This window comes from Enterobacter roggenkampii (assembly GCF_001729805.1).
In the GTDB taxonomy this organism is placed as follows: domain Bacteria; phylum Pseudomonadota; class Gammaproteobacteria; order Enterobacterales; family Enterobacteriaceae; genus Enterobacter; species Enterobacter roggenkampii.
The window spans coordinates 1818709-1838935 of record NZ_CP017184.1 but is presented as its reverse complement, the minus strand read 5'-3'; the positions used below and the strand labels follow the sequence as shown (position 1 = coordinate 1838935).

Genomic DNA, 20227 nt, shown 5'->3' with positions numbered 1-20227 from the left:
GCCTTAGCGGAACGTTAATAAAAATTCTAACGCCATGACTCTACAAACATTCTCTGATGCGACTACAGGAGCATACCGCGCTGGCGGCGGCAGACAAGAGGGCAGGAAAGAAAAACCGCCGGTCCTGTCCACAGCGATTGCGCTTTTGTGGACAGGATCCCGGCGGTCTTAAGAGAGTGAACCGATTATTCGGTTGGTGCTGGCATTTTACCTTCCATCGCCGGACGTTCTGTCAGACGCTTCTCAAAATTCGCATTAAATTGTTTTTTCTGTTCCGGGGTCAGAATGTTGTAGATCTTGTTCTGGGTTTCCAGGTGAGCCAGCATACGGGCTTTGTGCTGCTCGGCCATTTTGTCGATCTGCGCTTCGGCTTTCGCCTTGTCGAAGCTGTCGCTGGCGATGATGTCATGCATGGCACGACGCTCTTCCAGCGGCGGACGTTTCATCTGCTCACGTTCGCTCTTCCGGATATCGCGGATCTGCTGTTTCTGCGCATCCGTCAGGTTGAGATCCTTAAACATCATCATCTCGTTGTGCATACCCGGGCCTTTATGATGCATCATCATTTTGCCTTCAGCAGGCGCGGCAGCGGTGGTGGTCGCAGTATCTGCGGCGAACGCCATGCTGGTAGCGCCCAGAGCCAGGGTAGAAGCAACAAACAGTGCAGTAAACTTACGCATAATTTATTTCCTTTCTTTCAGTTATTCTTCGGCGCTATGCCGTGTTGACGAGATTAACTTTACGGGGTTTATCGTCAATTAGTCAGAGCAACGGTAAAACAATGAAAGTGTAAAAAACAAATTTTCGCCAAATGTGGAGGAAATAAGGATAAAGCGTGGAGAGTTGCAACCAAAAATATTCAATACGATGATTTTAAAGCGATTTAGCAAAAGTATAACGGAGTGAAGGTGAATAATAAAGCAATTCACCAGGAATATTCTGCAAAACACGTTCACGCGCTTTAATTGCTAAGAAAAGGTATTTAACTTCCCCTCCCGGATGATGAGAGGGGAAAGGTTTAGGATATTTTTTCCAGCATCAGCCCGGCACGCAGGCCAAACGCGACGGTTGGGTTAGGGAATAAAACATATTCGGTGGTTTTCTGCACCTCGTAACGTTCCTCGCCATCCTCGGCCAGCAGCGCCCCTTTGCGGAACGGGGTGAAGTTGAGGGTGTGTGCGGCCATGTGGAGCAGGAAGGCATCGCTGCGGCGCGTGATCTGCTGTACGACCCGGTAACGCTCAACGGTCTGATGCGTAAGCTCGGGAGCCGACCCGCCCAGCAGCGCCCGCAGGGCGAGATGCGTTGGCGCAAAGCGGGTGAGATCGTTTTCCCCAAACGGCAGCGCTTTCCCCAGCTCCAGCGTACAGGACAACGCACCAAAGTGCTCACAGGTGAAGTGCGTAAAGGTTCCGCCCGGCGACTGGTGAAACACCAGCGCCTCCAGCCCGGCGTCTCCCAGCCAGCTCAGGAAATCTTCCTCCCACGGCTGATTGCGCTGCGGCAGCACGCCGAAGCGGACATGGTAGGACGCGCGGATGGCCGTATGCAGATCCAGATGCCAGCGCACGGGACCCGCAGCGGCAAAGAACGCGGTCACCACATTCTCCAGCCACGCCGCCCGCGCCGTTTCGTCACTCTGCGGAAACTGCGACCAGCGCCCGCCGAACATGCGGTTAATGTCGCTCACCAGATACCGTTTATTTTGCGCCAGCGCAGGGGGATTGCCGAGCACCACCAGCACGCGGCACTTCAGGGCAATTTCATTGCGATACAGCGCGCGCAGCAGCAGATCGACAATCTCAACGGGCGCCGTTTCATTCCCGTGAATGCCTGTTGAAAGCAGCAGCGAGAGATCGCTCTTTGCGGTCGGCGTCAGCTCAAGCACCCCGCGCCCCAGCCACCGCCAGCGAAATGAGGGGCCATCCCCCTCTTTCTGTTCCGGCGTTTCATCGGCCAGGGTCAGCGCCAGTAAATTTTCCATACCCACTCCTTTAGCGCTGGAACGGATAAACCGATCCCAGCTGCAGGATTGTCGACAACGCGTCCAGCGCCTCGCGACCTTCGCGCAGAAGCTGCGGGTCAACCAGATCGGCCTGCGTTAGCCGGTCGCGATAGTAGCGATCGACCCAGTCATTCAGGCGCGTAAAGAGCGTATCGTTCATCATGACCGCCGGGTTAACCGCCTGCATTTCGTCCTGAGTCAAGACCACGCGCAGACGTAAACAGGCTGGACCACCGCCATTGGCCATGCTTTCACGCAGGTCAAACACGCGCAGTTCGTCAATCGGGTTATCCGCCTTCACCAGCTCGGTCAGGTAGCGCCATACGCCCTGATGATCCCGGGACTCCTGCGGCAGGACCAGCATCATGCTGCCGTCATCGCGGCTGAGCAGCTGGCTATTGAACAGATACGTTTCAACCGCGTCCTGCACGCTCACCGCCTCCGTTGGCACCTGGACAGGCGTGAAGCCGCGCACGCGCTCATGCAGCGTGGCGAGCAGCTTTTCCTGATGGGCAAACGCCTGCTCGTGGCAGAACAGCACCTGGCGGTTAGAAACGGCAATCACGTCGTTGTGGAACACGCCCTGGTCGATCACATGCGGGTTCTGCTGGGCAAAAATCACCTGGGAAGGATTCACCTGGTTCAGGCGGGCAACCGCCTGGCTGGCCGCCAGCGTCTGACGGGCAGGATAACGGGTTGGCGCGACGTGGCCCCCCTCTTCTCGCCCGTAAATAAACAGCTGCACACCCGGCTCGCCATAATCGCCCCCCAGGCGGTTATGGTTGGCCGCGCCTTCGTCGCCAAACATCGCCACCTGCGGCAGGGCCTGATGCACCGCGAAATGGGCATCCTGGTTGAAAATGGCGCGCAGCACGCGCTCGGTGGTTTCCGCCTCGGTGGCGCGGTGAAACTTGTTATTCAGGTTCGCTACCGTCAGGTGGACTTTGCCATCCAGCGTATCGGCTGACGGCGCGACGGTTGCCGCGTTGGCGACCCACATCGAAGAGGCGGAGCTTGCCGCCGAGAGCAGGTGCGGCGTCTGCGTCCCCGCTTTTTCGACCACCTGCTCATCGGTGCCGCTAAAGCCGAGCTGACGCAGCACCGCCACGTTCGGACGCTCCTGCGGCGGGATCACCGCCTGCGGGAAACCGGCATCCGCCAGCGCTTTCATCTTAAGCAGCCCCTGCTTCGCCGCCAGCTTCGGGTTGGAAACCTGAAAACGGTGCTTCGTGGAGGCTTCATTACCAAAAGAGAGACCGGCGTAGTGGTGCGTCAGCCCCACCAGCCCGTCAAAGTTAACTTCACGCGCTTTCATGACGGTCCCCTCCGGTAAAGTCCAGCCCCGGGTTAAGCGTCTCCGGCAGCGTCAGCGCCGAGGTTTCCAGGCTCGCCATCGGCCAGGCACAGTAATCAGCGGCATACCACGCGCTGGCGCGATGGTTCCCTGACGCGCCCACGCCGCCGAACGGCGCGGTGCTCGCGGCCCCGGTGAGCGGTTTATTCCAGTTCACAATCCCGGCGCGCGCTTCCAGCAGCAGTTGGTCAAACTTCTCGCGATGCGGCGAAATCAGCCCGCTCGACAGACCGTAGCGGGTGTTATTGGCCATTGCGATGGCGTCGTCAAAATCGTCATAGCGCCAGACGCACAGCAGCGGGCCAAAGACCTCTTCATCCGGCACGTTGCTCGCGCCGCTCATCTCAACGATGCCCGGCGTCAGCAGCGAGGCACCCGGCTGAACCTGTTTCGGTTCGAGCAGGATTTTCGCGCCGCGCGCGACGTGGTCCTGCCAGGCCTTCAGCACGTTCAGCGCGGCCTGCTCGGAAATCAGCCCGCCGATAAACGGCTGCGGATCGGCATCCCACGCGGCTGGTACCAGACGCGCGCTCACCTCAACCAGACGTTTGAGGAACGCATCCCCCTGCGCGCCCCGTTTCACCAGCAGGCGGCGGGCGCAGGTGCAGCGCTGTCCGGCGGTAATAAAGGCGGACTGAATCGTCAGGTGCACCGCGGCGTCGATATCGTCAGGGTCTTCCACAATCAGCGGGTTGTTGCCGCCCATCTCGAGAGCAAGGATTTTTTCCGGCTGCCCCGCCAGCTGGCGATGCAGCTGATAGCCCGTCCCGGCGCTGCCGGTAAACAGCAGGCCGTCGATATCGCTCAGCGCGCTCAGCGCCTGGCCGGTTTCGCGTCCGCCCTGCACCAGGTTCAGCACGCCCGGCGGCAGGCCAGCCTGTTCCCACAGCTTAACCACCGCCTCGCCGGTTAATGGGGTGAGCTCGCTCGGCTTGAAAATCACGGTATTGCCTGCCAGCAGCGCGGGCACAATGTGGCCATTCGGCAGATGCCCCGGGAAGTTGTACGGACCAAACACCGCCAGCACGCCGTGCGGACGGTGGCGCAGCGTGGCCGCGCCGTCCGGCATCTCGGTGTGCTGTTCGCCGGTGCGGGTGTGGTACGCCTTCACCGAAATGGCGATTTTGTTGATCATCGCTGTCACTTCGGTTGCCGCTTCCCAGCGCGGTTTACTGGTTTCAGACGCGATGATGCGCGTCAGTTCGGCCTTATTTGCCTCCAGCAGCCCGGCAAACTTTTCAACAAGCGCCTGGCGCACGGCGAAAGGCTGTTTTGCCCACGCCGGGAACGCGCGGCGAGCGGCATGGCAGGCTTGTTCCACCTGCGCGGCGCTGGCGTCGTTCCCCTTCCAGAGCACCTCTTTTCCTACCGGATTGGTCTTTACGCGCTGTTCGCCTTCGCCCGTGACCCAGTCACCGTTAATCCATAATGTCATGCTGTTTTCTCCTCAGGGCAGAGACGCACCAGGCGAACCTTATCGCCGGCGTTACATTTCAGGGCATCCAGTTCTGCAGCCGTCAGCACCAGACGTTCACATTTCGGGTTGGTCCGCACCAGCATCGCACGGAAGTTGGCGTAATTTTCGTTCGCCACCAGGCATGCGGGCCAGTCGCCCGGCGCGGGCTGGCCTTCAGAGACCTCAACCAGCCGGCTTTTACGGATCGCGCGTACGCGGTCGATATCGCACTCAAGCGTAGGCCCGCCGTCAAAGATGTCGACATAGTTACGGTAGCGGAAGCCCTCTTTCTCCAGCACCGCGCGGGCAGGCGCGGTTTGCGGATGCACTTCGCCGATCACCGCCTGCGCTTCCGGGCTGAGGAAATGGGTATAGATAGGATGCTTCGGCATCAGTTCGGCAATAAAGGCTTTCTGACCCGTGCCGCAGAGATAGTCCGCCCGGCTGAACTCCATCGAGAAGAAGCGCTCGCCCAGGCTCTCCCAGAACGGTGAATAGCCGGTGTCGTCGATCACGCCGCGCATCTCCGCAACCACTTTTTCGTTAAAGCGATCGCGGAAGGCGGCCATAAACATAAAGCGCGATTTGGAAAGCAGATAGCCGTTGCCCTCCTTGCGCCACGCCGGGTCGAGGAACAGCGTGCAAAGCTCGCTGGCGCCCGTGTGGTCGTTGCAGAGGAACAGCGTCGGCAGCGCGTTATAGACGTTCAGCTCTTTCGAGGCATGAACCATGGTGCCGACGCGGTAGTTGTACCACGGGTCGTTAAGCCCGACGGCCACTTCGATGGCGCAGATCCCGGCCACGGTCCCCGTGTCGGTGTCTTCCAGCACGAACACATACCCCTGTTCGCTTTTTGGCAACGTCCCCTGCCAGGTTTGAAGGGCGCGCTCAATGCGCGCCGACAGCGTTTTTTCATCGGCAGGAAGCGAGGTCAGCCCGCCTCCCGTCTTACCGGCAAGCTGCATGAGCCCGGCGAGATCGCCGCGCTCAACGGGACGGATGACCATCATGATGACACCCCGGATTTCACCTTTTCACACGCCAGCGCAAAGCGGTCCAGACCGGTTTGCACCTCTTCCTCGCTGACAATCAGCGCGGGAGCAAAACGCACGACGTTGGCACCGGCAATCAGCACCATCACACCCACTTTTGCCGCTTCCTGTGAAATAAGTTTAGCTTTTCCGGCAAACTCAGCGGTGAGCTCGCAGCCGATTAACAGCCCCAGGCCACGAATTTCTTTAAACAGGCCAACCTTGCCGTTGATGGCATTCAGGCGCTCAACAAACCAGTCGTGGCGCTGCTTAACGCCCTTCAGCACCTCAGGGGTATTAATGATGTCGAGCACCTGTCCGGCAACGGCAGTGGCCAGCGGGTTGCCGCCGTAGGTGGTGCCGTGGGTGCCGACGGTCATCACGCTGGCGAATTTATCGGTGGTCAGCGTTGCGCCAATCGGGAAGCCGCCGCCCAGCGCTTTGGCGGTCGAAAGCACGTCCGGCGTGACGCCGTAGTGCATATAGGCATACAGCTCGCCGGTGCGGCCCACGCCGGTCTGCACTTCGTCGAAAATCAGCACCGCGTTATGACGATCGCACAGCTCGCGCAGCCCCTGCAGGAATTCCTTTTTCGCCGGAAGCACGCCACCCTCACCCTGCATCGGCTCGACGATCACCGCACAGGTGGTGTCGTTAATCAGCTCGCTCGCAGACTGCAGATCGTTATAAATACCGTGACGGATATCCGGCGGCAGCGGTGCGAAATCCTGCGAGTAGGAAGGCTGGCCACCCGCGCTGACGGTAAAGAGCGTGCGTCCGTGGAAGGCATTTTTACACGCCACGATACCGCTCTTGTGGGTACCAAACTTATCGTGCGCATATTTGCGCGCCAGCTTCAGCGCCGCTTCGTTGGCTTCCGCCCCCGAGTTACAGAAAAAGACTTTTTCGGCAAACGTCGCGTCGATCAGTTTTTTGGCCAGGCGCAGCGCAGGCTCGTTGGTAAAGCCGTTGCCGGTATGCCAGAACTTCGCTGCCTGGTCATTGAGCGCCTGACGCAGCGCCGGGTGGGCATGCCCCAGCGCGTTCACCGCAATCCCACCGGCAAAGTCGATATACTCTTTACCCTGCTGATCCCACAGGCGCGAGCCTTCCCCACGAACCGGAATAAAAGCCGCCGGAGCGTAAACCGGCATCATCCATTCATCGAAATTTTCACGCGTAATTGACAGAGACATAGCGACCTCATCCGGTAAATAAAAGGTTATTTGAATGTTAAATAATTGAGTGTTTGCACTGTGAATGTAGATTGCAGCCTTCGTGCCAGCCAGCGATAAAAATGCATAAACGGGTTGAGAGAACAGAATATCAATAAGTTACAACCTGGAGTTATTCACTGTTATTGCATAAAAAGTGAATATTTTTACGACAAGCGGCGCTTTGCCGCATGAAAATCAGAAAGAGTATGCACAGGCCAAATATAATTCTGGAATTGTGATCGCTCGCGAAATTTATCGGCCATTTACGCCCTCTTTGGGGGCGAAGCGCGTCAGAATGGTGCAAATATTGCACCACCGGCATTATCTGTTGCAGTTATTGGTCGAAGCCGGTAACAGTTGACGCAAATTCTGCTACCATCCTTGCACTATTCACCTTGCACTGGCAGCGACTATGAAATTTGTCTCTTTTAATATCAACGGCCTGCGTGCCCGCCCTCATCAGCTTGAAGCTATCGTTGAGCAACATCAGCCAGATGTGATCGGCCTGCAGGAGACAAAGGTTCACGACGACATGTTCCCCCTCGAAGAGGTGGCGAAACTCGGCTACAACGTCTTTTATCACGGCCAGAAAGGTCACTATGGCGTCGCGCTGCTGACCAAAGCGCCGCCGGTTTCCGTGCGTCGCGGCTTCCCGGGCGACGGTGAAGAAGCCCAGCGTCGTATTATCATGGCGGAAGTCCCTTCTGCGATCGGCAATATCACGGTCATCAACGGCTATTTCCCGCAGGGTGAGAGCCGTGACCATGAGACCAAATTCCCGGCTAAAGCGAAGTTTTATCAGGATCTGCAGGACTACCTGACCACCGAACTCAAAAAAGAGAATCCGGTGCTGATCATGGGCGACATGAATATCAGCCCGACGGATCTCGATATCGGTATTGGCGAAGAGAACCGCAAACGCTGGCTGCGCACCGGCAAATGCTCCTTCCTGCCGGAAGAGCGTGAGTGGATGGAGCGCCTGCTGGGCTGGGGCCTGGTGGATACGTTCCGCAATGCCAACCCGGAAACGCAGGATCGCTTCTCCTGGTTCGACTACCGCTCCAAAGGCTTTGACGACAACCGCGGCCTGCGTATCGATCTGCTGCTGGCCAGTTCCCCGCTGGCCGAGCGCTGCATCGAAACCGGGATCGACTACGACATCCGCAGCATGGAAAAACCGTCTGACCACGCGCCGGTGTGGGCTAAATTCAAGCTGTAATGACGCGTGAACCTTTCAAAAACACTCTTCCTGTGCGCCCTTCTGGGCGCCTTTATTCTGGCGTTTATCATGCTTCCGCCGGGAACCCTCTCCCTGGAAGGGATTAAAACGCACCAGCAGGCATTACTCTCCTATGTCGACCACGCGCCGCTGCGCAGCGCGCTGATCTTCTTTGCGGTCTATGTGGCGGTCTCCGCCCTCTCGATCCCCGGCGCGGCGATCCTGACCCTGCTGGGCGGGACGTTGTTTAGCCTGTGGGAAGGCACTGTGCTGGTCTCGTTTGCCTCCACGCTTGGGGCCACGCTGGCGATGCTCGCCAGCCGCTATCTTTTGCGCGACTGGGTGCAACGGCGGTTTGCCAGGCAGATGGGTACGGTGAATACCGGCATGGCGCGCGACGGCGCGAACTTTCTTTTTGCCCTGCGCCTGATGCCGCTGTTCCCGTTTTTCCTGGTGAATTTGCTGATGGGGCTGACCCGCATGGGAGTATTTCGCTACTGGTGGGTCAGCCAGCTCGCCATGCTGCCCGCCACGATTATCTTTCTGAACGCCGGGCGCGAGCTGGGAAAAGTGACCTCGCTGCGCGATATTTTGTCGCCGGGCATGCTATTCGCCTTTACACTACTGGGGTTATTGCCGCTGGTCACCCGCCGGCTGTTTTCCCGTTATCTCCCGTCTGCTAAAAAGTGAGGCATTATGCGCCGTGTGCGTTTTTGCGCGTTTCTGACCGGGCTGCTGCTGGCGGCCCCTCTGTATGCCGCCGACGGCTGGCAGGCCATTCAGCAACAGGCCAAAGGCCAGACCGTCTGGTTTAACGCCTGGGGCGGCGATCCGGCGGTCAACCGCTATCTGGAGTGGGTCAGCGGCGAGATGCAAACGCACTATGCCATTACCCTTAAAATTGTCCCGCTGGCGGATGCTGCCGACGCGGTAAAACGTATTCAGACCGAAGCCGCCGCGGGGCGTAAGACCAACGGCTCCGTCGACCTGCTGTGGGTTAACGGCGAGAACTTCCGCACGCTGAAAGAGGCAAACCTGCTGGAGACCGGATGGGCGCAGACGTTGCCCAACTGGCGCTATGTTGATACCCGCAAACCGGTTACGGAGGATTTTGCTATCCCCACAGACGGCGCGGAATCGCCGTGGGGCGGCGCGCAGCTGACCTTTATCGCCCGCAAAGCCAGCATGCCGACGCCGCCTGTGGATCCTCAGGCGCTGCTGGCTTACGCGCAGCAGCATCCGGGCAAGATCAGCTATCCTCGCCCGCCCGATTTTACCGGCACGGCATTTCTTGAGCAGCTGCTGATGACGCTAACCGCTCACCCGGAGGCGCTGCAAAAGGCCCCCGATAGCACCTTTGCCGAGGTCACGGCCCCGCTCTGGGATTATCTGGACACGCTCCACCCGCTGCTGTGGCGCGAAGGGAAAGATTTTCCCCCTTCTCCTGCACGGATGGATGCCCTGCTTGCCAGCGGCAGCCTGAATCTGTCGCTGACCTTTAACCCGGCCCATGCGCAGCAGAAAGTGGCGAGCGGCGAACTGCCCGCCGACAGCTATAGCTTTGGTTTTCAGGGCGGGATGCTCGGCAACGTCCATTTTGTGGCGATTCCGGCCAACGCCAGCGCGAGCGCGGGGGCGAAAATGGTCGCCAATTTCCTGCTGTCGCCGCAGGCGCAGATCCGCAAAGCTGACCCGGCCATCTGGGGCGATCCGAGCGTGCTGGATGCGAAAACGCTGCCCGAAGAAGAAGCCAGACAGCTGCTGGCCCACACGCCTCAGGGGCTGCCGAAGGTGCTTGCCGAGCCGCAGTCCGCCTGGGTGAACGCGCTGGAGCAGGAATGGCTGCGTCGTTACGGCACCCGCTGAGCGGGCTCGTCTGGCTGGCGATGGCTGTGATTTATCTGCCGATCCTGCCCGCCGGCACCATGCTGCTTGCCCCGGCGTTTTCGCTGACAAACTGGCAGCGGCTGCTGAACGATCCGCAGCTCCCGCAGGCGGCCGTCGCCACGCTGGTCTCAACGCTCATCGCCACGCTGGGGGCGTTGTTCATTGCTCTTCTCCTCGTCAGCCTTCTCTGGCCCGGGAAACGCTGGCGACGTCTCACAACCCGCCTGCCGTGGCTGCTGGCGATCCCCCATGCAGCGTTCGCCACCGGCGCGCTACTGCTGTTTGCCGAGGGCGGCCTGTTTTATCAGGTCTGCACCGTCTGTTCGCCGCCGTTTGACCGCTACGGCGTAGGGCTGGGGCTGACGCTCGCGGTCAAAGAGAGCGCGTTTGTCCTGTGGGCGATTTATGCCGTACTGCCGGAAAAACGGCTCGCGCAGCAGAAGATCGTCCTGCAGACGCTCGGCTACGGGCGATTTCAGACGCTGAGCTGGCTGATTCTGCCAGCTATCGCGCCCGTCCTCGGAGCAATCATGCTGGCGGTGCTGGCATGGTCGCTGTCGGTCGTGGACGTGGCGATCGTTCTCGGGCCCGGCAACCCGCCTACCCTGGCCGTGCTGGCCTGGCAGTGGTTAAGCCAGGGCGACGCGCAGCAGCAGGCAAAAGGGACGCTGCTGTGCCTGCTTCTCCTTCTGCTGCTGGCCGCGCTTGCCGCTCTGGGATACGGACTCTGGAAGGCATGGGTTCGCACACTTGCGGACCTCACCGGAACGCGTCCCCGGTCGCAGCGCGTGCTGCCTGAGCGGGCACTGAGCGGGTTTCTGCCCGCCTGCGGCGTCCTGTGCGCCGCGGTACTGCTGATGCTGGCGCAACGGGATGACGTTGGCCCGGTGGGGAGCAGCCTCTCCTTCGGTCTGCTTTCAAGCCTGACCGGCCTGGTCGTCGGGTTACTCTGGCTGGAGTGGGGCCCGCAGCGCGGCGCACTGTGGGTGTGGTTACCGCTCGCCCTTCCGGCCCTCCCGCTCGTCACCGGCCAGTATGCCATTGCGTTGCACCTGGGCATCGACGGGCACTACGCCGCCGTGGTCTGGAGCCATCTCCTGTGGGTATTGCCGTGGATGCTGCTGGTGCTGCAACCCGCCTGGCGCCGGATCGATCCCCGGCTTATTCTCACCGCCAGAACGCTCGGCTGGCGGCGGACAAAAATCTTTTTACTGCTGAAATGCCCGCTGCTGGTGCGCCCTGCGCTACTGGCCTTTGCCACCGGCTTTTCCGTCAGCATGGCGCAATATATGCCGACGCTGTGGCTGGGCGCGGGGCGTTTCGCCACGCTGACCACCGAAACCGTGGCGCTCAGCAGCGGGGGCAGCATCCCGATTCTCGCTAACCGGGCGCTGGGATTACTGCTGGTCACGGGCACGGTATTTGGTCTTGCCGCCCTGCTATCCCGGCTCGTGGGCCGCTACCGACAAGGGTTACGTTAATGCTGAAGGTAAAAAGTCTCACCATCGAACCGCTTTTCCGCGAGGTCAGTTTTTGCGTGCCCCGCGGGGAGATCGTCACTCTGATGGGGCCGTCCGGCAGCGGAAAGTCGACCCTTTTTGCCTGGATGGTCGGCGCGCTGTCAGACGATTTCCAGTCGCGGGGCGAACTGTGGCTCGACGCGCGTCGCTGCGACGCGCTTCCCGTGGAGTCCCGCGGGCTGGGTATTCTCTTTCAGGATGCGCTGCTGTTCGACCAGTTCAGCGTCGGGCAAAATTTGCTGCTGGCGCTGCCCGAGCGCATCGCCGGGCGCGCGCGTCGGGAGGCGGTCGCGCAGGCGCTGGATTCCGCCGGGCTGAGCGGCCATTACGCCAGCGATCCGGCCACCCTCTCCGGCGGGGAGCGTGCCCGGGTCAGCCTGCTGCGGGCCCTGCTCGCGGAGCCGCAGGCGCTGCTGCTGGATGAACCGTTCAGCCGCCTCGATAAAGCGTTACGGGCCACGTTTCGGGCATGGGTATTTGACGCCGTCCGCGCGCGCAATATTCCGGCGGTGCTGGTCACGCACGATGAGGACGATATTCCACCCGGCGGCGAGCTGATTGAGATTTCTCGCTGGCAATAATGTGCTAACGCAATATTTTCCGTTTCGGGAGAGACGACAATGCCCCCCTCTTTTACTGACGTCAGGTTATTCGATGAAACGTGTTTCTCAACTGACCGCGCTGGCCCTGCTCTGCGGCCTCGCCTCTTTTTCCTCGCTGGCGGCTGATATGCCCAACGCCATCACGCTGTCTCAGCTTCAGGCACAGCACGGCACGCCTGTCGACACACGCGCCAGCGCCTTCTATAACGGCTGGCCGCAGACGCTTAGCGGCCCCTCCGGGCATGAACCCGCCGCGCTCAACCTTGCTGCCGCCTGGCTCAGCGCCATGAGCGACGAGCAGATTGTGCTGTGGGCAAAACAGCATCAGCTTACCCCTGCGACGACCATCGCCCTGTACGGCGACGAGAACGATAACCAGGCGGTGAAAGCCCGCCTGGAGAAAGCCGGGTACCGCCACGTTTCGCTGCTCAGCGATGCTCTGCAGACGCCCGAGCGCCTTCAGCGTCTGCCTCACTTTGAACAGCTGGTTTACCCGCAGTGGATCCACCGGCTCCAGCAGGGTAAACCCGTGGCTGCCGCACCGGCGGGCGACTGGAAAGTGATTGAGGCCGCCTGGGGTGCACCGAAGTTTTACCTGCTGAACCACATTCCCGGCGCGGGCTATATCGACACCAACGAGGTGGAAAGCGAACCGCTGTGGAATAAAGTCTCCGACGACAAGCTGAGAGCGATGCTGGCGAAGCACGGGATCCGTCACGATACTACCGTCATTTTGTATGGCCGCGACGTCTACGCCGCCGCGCGCGTGGCGCAGATTATGCTGTATGCGGGCGTGAAGGATGTGCGTATTCTCGACGGCGGCTGGAAGGTGTGGTCAGATGCAGGCCTGCCGGTTGAGCGTGGTACGCCCGGTAAAGTGACGCCCGCCCCCGATTTCGGCGCGCCGATCCCCGGTCAGCCGCAGCTGATGGTGGATATGGAACAGGCGCGCGGCATGCTGCACCGTCAGGATGCCTCTCTGGTCAGCATACGCTCGTGGCCGGAGTTCATCGGCGAAACCAGCGGCTACAGCTACATCAAGCCAAAAGGTGAAATTGCCGGTGCCCGCTGGGGTCACGCGGGCAGCGATGCCACCCACATGGAGGATTTCCATAACCCGGATGGCACCATGCGCAGCGCTGACGACATCGCCGCCCAGTGGAAGCGCTGGAATATTCTGCCGGAACAGCACGTCGCGTTTTACTGCGGCACCGGCTGGCGGGCGTCTGAAACCTTTATGTACGCCCGGGCGATGGGCTGGAAGAATATCGCCGTCTATGACGGCGGCTGGTACGAATGGAGCAGTCATCCGCAGAACCCGGTGACGACCGGTGAGCGCGGGCCTGAAAGCGCGCGCTAAGGATTAAGTGACTTCAGCGTCACGTAGCCGCTCCAGATGCGCGTTGTGGTGGTCAGCCAGCACAGCGCGCCGAATACCCACGCGAAGAGCGTAAAGTGCGCAGGAAAAAGGCAGCACAGCACAAACAGCGCGATGGTCTCCGTCCCTTCCGTTAACCCGCCGATGTAATAAAACGACTTGTGCGCATAGCCGGGGTTGTCGATGTCGTGCTTCGCGGCCAGGGCCGCAAACGCCAGAAAACTGCTGCCGGTCCCGATAAACGCGAACAGCAGCCAGGCCGCGGCCAGCGCATTCTCAACGGGTGCTGCCAGCGCAAAGCCAAACGGCACCAGGGCGTAGAACAGAAAGTCGAGCGCGATATCGAGAAATCCCCCCGCATCGGTCAGGCCTCTGCGGCGCGCCAGCGCCCCGTCCAGACCGTCCAGCAGGCGGTTAAGCACGATGGCGACCAGCGCCGCCGGATACCAGCCGAGGGCCAGAAACGGCAGCGCCAGCACGCCGATGGCAAACCCGGCCAGGGTCAATCCGTCGGGCGTGATGCCCGGCCTGTCCAGCACGGAGACCAGACGATTCAGCGCCGGTTTTATCCGCGGGTGAAGATGGCGATCAAGCATGGGGCGTCTCGTTAAAGGTGGCGCATAGCCCCTGCGCCGGAATATCCAGCGCGGCGTTAAAGCGGGCAGAGAGATTCTGAAAGGCAATGAGCGCCGTCATCTCGGTGATGGCGTCATCCGTAAAGTGGCGCTTCAGCGCCGTTCTGATGGCCTCATCCGCCCGGGGCGGCGTGGCGGTCACCGCCTCGGCGTAGGCCAGCGCCGCGCGCTCCTGCTCCGTGAACAAGGCGGAACCCTGCCAGTCGCTCACGGCCTGCACCTTTTCCAGCGCTCCGCAGCGCTCGGCCAGCCGCAGGCTGTTGGCATCAATACAGAAAGCGCAGTGGCAGAGCTGGGACACCCGCGTCATGAGCAGCGAACGAAGAACGGGCGTCAGGCGCGCGCGACGACGCTCCAGAAAACCGACGAACAGCGCGACCAGCCAGAACAGACGCGGCATGCGCCCCCACCAGCGCGTGGGATTCAGCACGGCGCCAAAATGCTTTTTCTGCATCACGGCAATGGGTTTAAGGCTGGCGGGAAGGGATTCGATAGGGGCAACCCAGGCGGTAGTCTCTTTCACCTGATTCTCCTGATAGCTGGACTCTGAGAAAGGGCACGATAATATGTCTTTTTTCGCTATCAATTATTGACGACCATGCTGAAAACACTCGATGTCGTTGCCGCCATCATCGAAAAAGACGACAAAATTTTACTGGCGCAGCGCCCTGCCCATGCCGACCAGCCTGGCATGTGGGAATTTGCAGGCGGCAAAGTCGAGGCGGGTGAAACCCAGCCCGAGGCGCTTATCCGCGAGCTGCGTGAAGAGTTGGGTATTGAAGCGCGGCCTGCGCAATACGTGGCAAGCCACCAGCGCGAGGTCTCGCAGCGCTTAATCAACCTGCACGCCTGGCACGTTCCTGCGTTTAGCGGTGCGCTCACGGCGCACTACCACAGCGCGCTGGCGTGGTGTACGCCGGAAGAGGCGTTTGGCTACGCCTTAGCCCCCGCGGATATTCCTCTGCTGGAGGCGTTTATTGTTTTACGCGACGCCAGACCAGCGGGTTCGTGCTGATGGCGCGCTCGTCGCGCTGGCACTGCAACAGCACGCCCTCCGCCTTCACGACGGCCCCTTCAGAATAGTTTTGATCCTGGTAGATGCAGCACTGGTTACACGGCTGCGCGCGCTGGCCGCTGGAGCTAAACACTTCTGGCGGCACATTCACTTCCACGTCCGGGCGAATGCGGTCAGCCTGCGCGCCTGCGGTAAAGATCAAACATAACGCGGTAAGTACATAACGGTTCATAGACACATCTTCCTGTTGTTCCCTTGATAATGACTATAACGGTAAACCCGCGCGGAACCTTTAATTTATCTCGTCATCGCTTTTGGTTATGACGGAGCACCTGTCATTAATTTCCCTTTCGTCCTGAATTTCTGCTTGCCACACAAAGCGGTACGGGTGGTATAGTCAAAAAAACAACACAAAACGCATAAGTCATATACAAACATTATTATAAGAGGTTCTTATATCTATGGATCAGACACGCTCTCTGGAAAGTTTCCTTGCCCATGTTCAGCAGCGCGACCCGCACCAAAGCGAGTTCGCCCAGGCCGTGCGTGAAGTGATGACCACCCTGTGGCCCTTCCTTGAACAAAACCCGCGCTATCGCCAGATGTCGTTGCTCGAACGCCTGGTCGAGCCAGAGCGCGTGATCCAGTTCCGCGTGACGTGGGTGGACGATCGCAATCAGGTGCAGGTTAACCGCGCGTGGCGCGTCCAGTTTAACTCCGCCATCGGCCCGTTTAAGGGCGGCATGCGTTTCCATCCGTCCGTGAATTTGTCGATTCTGAAATTCCTCGGCTTCGAGCAGACCTTTAAAAACGCACTGACCACGCTGCCCATGGGCGGCGGAAAAGGTGGCAGCGATTTCGACCCGAAAGGCAAAAGCGAAGGTGAAGTGATGCGTTTCTGCCAGGCGCTGATGACCGAACTCTACCGTCACCTCGGCCCGGACACCGACGTGCCTGCCGGTGATATCGGCGTGGGCGGACGTGAAGTAGGCTTTATGGCCGGGATGATGAAAAAGCTCTCCAACAACAGCGCCTGCGTCTTTACCGGCAAAGGGTTGTCGTTTGGCGGGAGCCTGATCCGCCCGGAAGCGACCGGGTACGGCCTGGTTTACTTCACAGAGGCCATGCTCAAGCGTCACGGCTTAGGCTTCGAAGGCATGCGCGTAGCCGTTTCCGGCTCCGGTAACGTGGCGCAGTACGCGATTGAGAAAGCGATGCAGTTTGGCGCTCGCGTGGTGACCGCCTCTGACTCCAGCGGAACGGTGGTGGATGAAGCGGGCTTCACGGCAGAGAAGCTGGCGCGCCTGTGTGAAATCAAAGCCAGCCGCGATGGACGCGTGGCGGATTACGCCCGGGAGTTTGGCCTGACCTACCTCGAAGGTAAACAGCCGTGGGGCGTGCCGGTGGATATCGCCCTGCCGTGCGCCACGCAGAACGAGCTGGATGCTGAAGCCGCGCGCACGTTGATTAGCAACGGCGTAAAAGCGGTCGCCGAAGGGGCAAACATGCCGACCACCATCGACGCGACGGACCTGTTCCTGGAGGCAGGCGTGCTGTTTGCACCGGGCAAGGCCGCCAACGCGGGCGGCGTGGCAACCTCCGGCCTCGAAATGGCGCAAAACGCCGCGCGTCTCGGCTGGAAGGCGGAGAAAGTGGATGCGCGCCTGCACCATATCATGCTGGATATTCACCACGCCTGCGTGGAGTACGGCGGTGAAGCATCGCAAACCAACTACGTGCGTGGGGCGAATATCGCCGGGTTCGTGAAGGTGGCGGATGCGATGATTGGGCAGGGTGTGATTTAAGTTTTCGCGGCGTTCTCGCCCTGTAGGCCCGGTAAGGCGTAGCCGCCACCGGGCTTTTTTCAGGCCGCAGAGCTGTCTTTCGCCGGGTGGCGGCTTCGCCTGACCCGGCCTACGGGTTAAGAAGCGGCCGCGCTCTTTTTCTTTTTAAACGGTTTCTTCGCTCCACCACCGGGTGCAACCATCCCTCTGAACGTTTTCACGGGCGTGCTGCGCGCCTGATCGATCAGCTGGTAAAGCGTCCCCACCAGCGGCTGCATAAAGTCCTGATAGCGGCACTGCTTCTCGCTGATCTGCGTCAGCACCGATTCCCAGTGCGCGGTCATGTCCGGCCTGGCGGCCAGCTCCGGCAGGGAATGAATCAGCGCGCGGCCCGGCTCGGTCGAATGGATATAGCGCCCCTTTTTCTCAAGAAAACCGCGCTTAAAGAGCAGCTCGATGATCCCCGCGCGGGTCGCCTCCGTGCCCAGACCGTCGGTGGCGCGCAGGATCTTCTTCAGATCTTTATCCTGCACGAACCGGGCGATGCCGGTCATCGCGGAAAGCAGCGTCGCATCGGTAAAATGGCGCGGCGGCTGGGTCTGGCGTTCCACCACTTCCCCTTTCTCGCACAGCAGCTCGTCGTCTTTGGCCACCACGGGCAGCGGCGTGCCGTCGTTCTCTTCGTCACGCTCTTTGTTGCCGAGCAGCGTGCGCCAGCCTGCTTCTGCGAGGAAACGGGCTTTCGCAATGAATTTCCCTTTCGCGATTTCCAGTTCGATCACGCATTTACGGAACACCGCGTCCGGGCAGAACTGCATCAGGTACTGACGAGCGATCAGGTTGTAGACCTTCGCTTCGTTATCCGTCAGGTTGACGCTGCTGGCGCGCGCCGTCGGGATAATCGCGTGGTGGGCGTCCACCTTTTTGTCGTCCCAGCAGCGGTTATGGGTGTCCGGGTTCACCACCGGCTGCGGCAGCAGATCCGGCGCGTGCACGCCTATGGCGTTCATCACCGAATGACGACCGGCAAAATGCTCTTCCGGCAGGTAGCGGCTATCCGAACGCGGATAGGTGATCAGCTTGTGGGTTTCATAGAGCTTCTGGCAGATATCCAGCACGTTCTGCGCGCTGAGGCCAAAGCGTTTCGCGGCCTCAATCTGCAGGGCCGACAGCGAGAACGGCAGCGGCGCGGGTTCTGATTCCCGTTTATCGTTATAGCTGGTGACGATAGCGGGCTGTCCGGTAATGCGGTTAACCACATGATCCGCCAGCGGACGGTGCAGCAAACGCCCCTCTTCATCCTGATATGACTCGCAGGCATCGCTCGGCTGCCAGACGGCGGTAAAGCGTTCGTCTTTAGGCGTGACGATATGCGCTTTCACTTCAAAGAAATCTTTGGCGACGAAGTTCTCAATCTCTTCATCACGACGCACGACCAGCCCCAGCACCGGCGTCTGCACGCGCCCCACGGAGAGCACGCCCTGATAGCCCGCGTTGCGCCCGAGGATGGTGTAGGCGCGGGTCATGTTGATACCGTACAGCCAGTCCGCGCGCGCGCGGGCCAGCGCCGAGACGCACAGCGGAATAAATTCGCTGTTGGCGCGCAGGCGCGAGATCGCACGCTCCACCGCCTGCGGGTTGAGGTCGTTGATCAGGCAGCGCTGCACCTGCTGGCGCTTTTCCGGCGCCAGTTCAAGATAGTCCAGCACCTCATCCACCAGCAGCTGTCCTTCCCTGTCCGGGTCACCCGCGTGCACAATTTCATCGGCTTCATGCAGGAAGCGCTTGATCACGTTGAGCTGTTTGGTCACCGAAGGTCGGGGCTGCAGGCGCCATTTTTCCGGCACGATGGGCAGATCGTTTAAATTCCAGCGGGCGTAGCGGCTGTCATAGACATCCGGCTGCGCCTGCTCAAGCAGGTGACCGATACACCAGGTGACCACCTGCCCGTTACCGCATTCGATAAAGCCGTCGCCTTTGCGATGCGGCTTGGGCAGCACATCAGCAATGGCACGGGCCAGGCTCGGCTTTTCGGCAATAAACAACCGCATCGAATTAACGGATCTCAATCATCGGTCGGCCACCGCGCGCGGTCACCAGCTCGCCGATCGCCGTCAGGGTAATACCGAACTCGGCGGCCGTGGCCTGAACCTCGGCTTCGGATTCCGGCGTGACCGCCAGCAGCAGGCCGCCGGAGGTTTGCGGATCGCACAGCAGGTTGCGCCATTCTTCTGGCATTTCGCCCATCAGGTGACCATAGCTGGCGAAGTTGCGCTGGGTACCGCCCGGGACCGCGCCCTGAGCAATATACTCTTCCACGCCCGGCAGCTTCGGCACGTCCTGATACCAGACCTGCGCCTGCACGCCCGCGCCCTGACACACTTCGGAGAGGTGCCCCAGCAGACCAAAACCGGTCACGTCGGTCATCGCCTTCACGCCGTCGATATTGGCGAACGCCGCACCCGCGAGGTTCATCTGGCACATGACTTCCGTTGCCAGCCCTTTGTGCTCCGGTTTGAGCAGGGATTTTTTCTCGGCGGTGGTCAGCACGCCAATGCCCAACGGCTTGGTGAGGAACAGCTTGCAGCCCGCCTGCGCGGTACTGTTGCGCTTCACGCGCTCGGTCGGGACCACGCCGGTCACGGCCAGGCCGAAGATCGGCTCCGGCGCATCGATAGAGTGACCACCGGCCAGCGCAATCCCCGCCTGCTGGCAGGCGAAACGGCCGCCATCAATCACTTCACGGGCTACTTCCGGCGGGATGGTGTTGATCGGCCAGCCCAGAATAGCGATCGCCATAATCGGTTTGCCGCCCATGGCGAAGATATCGCTGATGGCGTTGGTGGCCGCAATACGCCCGAAATCGAACGGGTTGTCGACAATCGGCATAAAGAAGTCGGTGGTGCTGATAATGCTGGTGCCGTTACCCAGGTCATAAACCGCTGCATCGTCACGCGTTTCGTTGCCGACAAGCAGGTTCGGGTCGACAAACTTCGCCTGTTCGCTGTGCAGGATGGTCTCCAGCACTTTCGGGGAAATTTTACAACCGCAACCGGCTCCGTGGCTGTACTGCGTTAAACGAATGGTTTGCTCGCTCATGGACGTCTCCTGTCATCTCAATCGC

At 60.4% G+C, this 20227-nt stretch carries 19 protein-coding genes; 8 read left to right on the top strand and 11 right to left on the bottom strand.

Annotated elements, in window-relative coordinates:
• Positions 1–185 precede the first annotated feature (185 nt).
• From spy to astC, 6 genes are all read right to left on the bottom strand, one after another.
• Entirely contained in the window at positions 186–680 is a 495-nt protein-coding gene (gene spy / locus BFV67_RS08580) for an ATP-independent periplasmic protein-refolding chaperone Spy (RefSeq protein ID WP_023292681.1), read from the bottom strand.
• A gap of 338 nt (positions 681–1018) precedes the next feature.
• Entirely contained in the window at positions 1019–1984 is a 966-nt protein-coding gene (gene astE, locus BFV67_RS08575) for a succinylglutamate desuccinylase (protein WP_069598146.1), read from the bottom strand.
• 10 nt (positions 1985–1994) lie between these two features.
• Positions 1995–3320: an N-succinylarginine dihydrolase gene (gene astB / locus BFV67_RS08570; protein WP_021241067.1), complete on the bottom strand. Its 1326-nt coding sequence runs from the start codon at positions 3318–3320 to the stop codon at positions 1995–1997.
• Positions 3307–4794, bottom strand: coding sequence for a succinylglutamate-semialdehyde dehydrogenase (gene astD, locus BFV67_RS08565; RefSeq protein WP_069598145.1), 1488 nt, complete (start codon positions 4792–4794; stop codon positions 3307–3309). Before astD ends, astB begins: the two co-directional genes overlap by 14 nt.
• Positions 4791–5825, bottom strand: a complete 1035-nt coding sequence (gene astA / locus BFV67_RS08560; protein ID WP_008500686.1) for an arginine N-succinyltransferase — start codon at positions 5823–5825, stop codon at positions 4791–4793. Before astA ends, astD begins: the two co-directional genes overlap by 4 nt.
• Complete coding sequence (gene astC, locus BFV67_RS08555) at positions 5822–7042, bottom strand: succinylornithine/acetylornithine transaminase (protein WP_069598144.1); 1221 nt, start codon at positions 7040–7042, stop codon at positions 5822–5824. Before astC ends, astA begins: the two co-directional genes overlap by 4 nt.
• A 433-nt stretch (positions 7043–7475) precedes the next feature.
• On the opposite strand from astC, the gene xthA reads away from it, so the two are divergent.
• From xthA to BFV67_RS08525, 6 genes are all read left to right on the top strand, one after another.
• Positions 7476–8282, top strand: a complete 807-nt coding sequence (gene xthA, locus BFV67_RS08550) for an exodeoxyribonuclease III (RefSeq protein WP_008500688.1) — start codon at positions 7476–7478, stop codon at positions 8280–8282.
• Between the two features lie 6 nt (positions 8283–8288).
• Entirely contained in the window at positions 8289–8972 is a 684-nt protein-coding gene (locus BFV67_RS08545; RefSeq protein WP_069598143.1) for a TVP38/TMEM64 family protein, read from the top strand.
• A 15-nt stretch (positions 8973–8987) separates the two neighbouring features.
• Entirely contained in the window at positions 8988–10148 is a 1161-nt protein-coding gene (locus BFV67_RS08540) for an ABC transporter substrate-binding protein (RefSeq protein ID WP_063615653.1), read from the top strand.
• Positions 10121–11650 (top strand): ABC transporter permease family protein, encoded by a 1530-nt coding sequence (locus BFV67_RS08535; RefSeq protein WP_069598142.1) that lies wholly within the window; start codon positions 10121–10123, stop codon positions 11648–11650. The genes BFV67_RS08540 and BFV67_RS08535 overlap by 28 nt, the downstream gene beginning before the upstream one ends.
• The gene (locus BFV67_RS08530) at positions 11650–12270 is read left to right on the top strand and encodes an ATP-binding cassette domain-containing protein (RefSeq protein WP_069598141.1); all 621 of its coding nucleotides are present in this window, start codon (positions 11650–11652) and stop codon (positions 12268–12270) included. The genes BFV67_RS08535 and BFV67_RS08530 overlap by 1 nt, the downstream gene beginning before the upstream one ends.
• A gap of 73 nt (positions 12271–12343) precedes the next feature.
• On the top strand, positions 12344–13651 hold the full coding sequence (locus tag BFV67_RS08525; protein WP_069598140.1) for a sulfurtransferase: 1308 nt from the start codon (positions 12344–12346) through the stop codon (positions 13649–13651).
• On the opposite strand, the gene BFV67_RS08520 is transcribed toward BFV67_RS08525, so the two are convergent.
• Together BFV67_RS08520 and BFV67_RS08515 are read right to left on the bottom strand one after the other, a co-directional pair.
• Positions 13648–14265 (bottom strand): CDP-alcohol phosphatidyltransferase family protein, encoded by a 618-nt coding sequence (locus BFV67_RS08520; RefSeq protein WP_069598139.1) that lies wholly within the window; start codon positions 14263–14265, stop codon positions 13648–13650. The genes BFV67_RS08525 and BFV67_RS08520 overlap by 4 nt on opposite strands.
• Entirely contained in the window at positions 14258–14827 is a 570-nt protein-coding gene (locus tag BFV67_RS08515; protein ID WP_069598138.1) for a carboxymuconolactone decarboxylase family protein, read from the bottom strand. The genes BFV67_RS08520 and BFV67_RS08515 overlap by 8 nt, the downstream gene beginning before the upstream one ends.
• 75 nt (positions 14828–14902) lie before the next feature.
• Between BFV67_RS08515 and BFV67_RS08510 the strand changes: the two genes are divergently transcribed.
• Entirely contained in the window at positions 14903–15319 is a 417-nt protein-coding gene (locus tag BFV67_RS08510; protein ID WP_028015711.1) for a pyrimidine (deoxy)nucleoside triphosphate diphosphatase, read from the top strand.
• Here BFV67_RS08510 and BFV67_RS08505 read toward each other — a convergent pair.
• Positions 15279–15551 carry a YnjH family protein gene (locus tag BFV67_RS08505; RefSeq protein WP_045415133.1) on the bottom strand — a complete coding sequence of 91 codons (273 nt, stop codon included), beginning with the start codon at positions 15549–15551 and terminating at the stop codon, positions 15279–15281. The two genes, BFV67_RS08510 and BFV67_RS08505, sit on opposite strands and share 41 nt — an antisense overlap.
• Before the next feature lie 229 nt (positions 15552–15780).
• On the opposite strand from BFV67_RS08505, the gene gdhA reads away from it, so the two are divergent.
• Positions 15781–17124 (top strand): NADP-specific glutamate dehydrogenase, encoded by a 1344-nt coding sequence (gene gdhA, locus BFV67_RS08500; protein WP_008500700.1) that lies wholly within the window; start codon positions 15781–15783, stop codon positions 17122–17124.
• 116 nt (positions 17125–17240) lie between these two features.
• On the opposite strand, the gene BFV67_RS08495 is transcribed toward gdhA, so the two are convergent.
• A complete protein-coding gene (locus BFV67_RS08495; RefSeq protein ID WP_032651511.1) occupies positions 17241–19154 on the bottom strand; it encodes a DNA topoisomerase III in 1914 nt (637 codons plus the stop codon).
• A gap of 4 nt (positions 19155–19158) precedes the next feature.
• Positions 19159–20202 carry a selenide, water dikinase SelD gene (gene selD / locus BFV67_RS08490; protein WP_008500702.1) on the bottom strand — a complete coding sequence of 348 codons (1044 nt, stop codon included), beginning with the start codon at positions 20200–20202 and terminating at the stop codon, positions 19159–19161.
• Positions 20203–20227 lie beyond the last annotated feature (25 nt).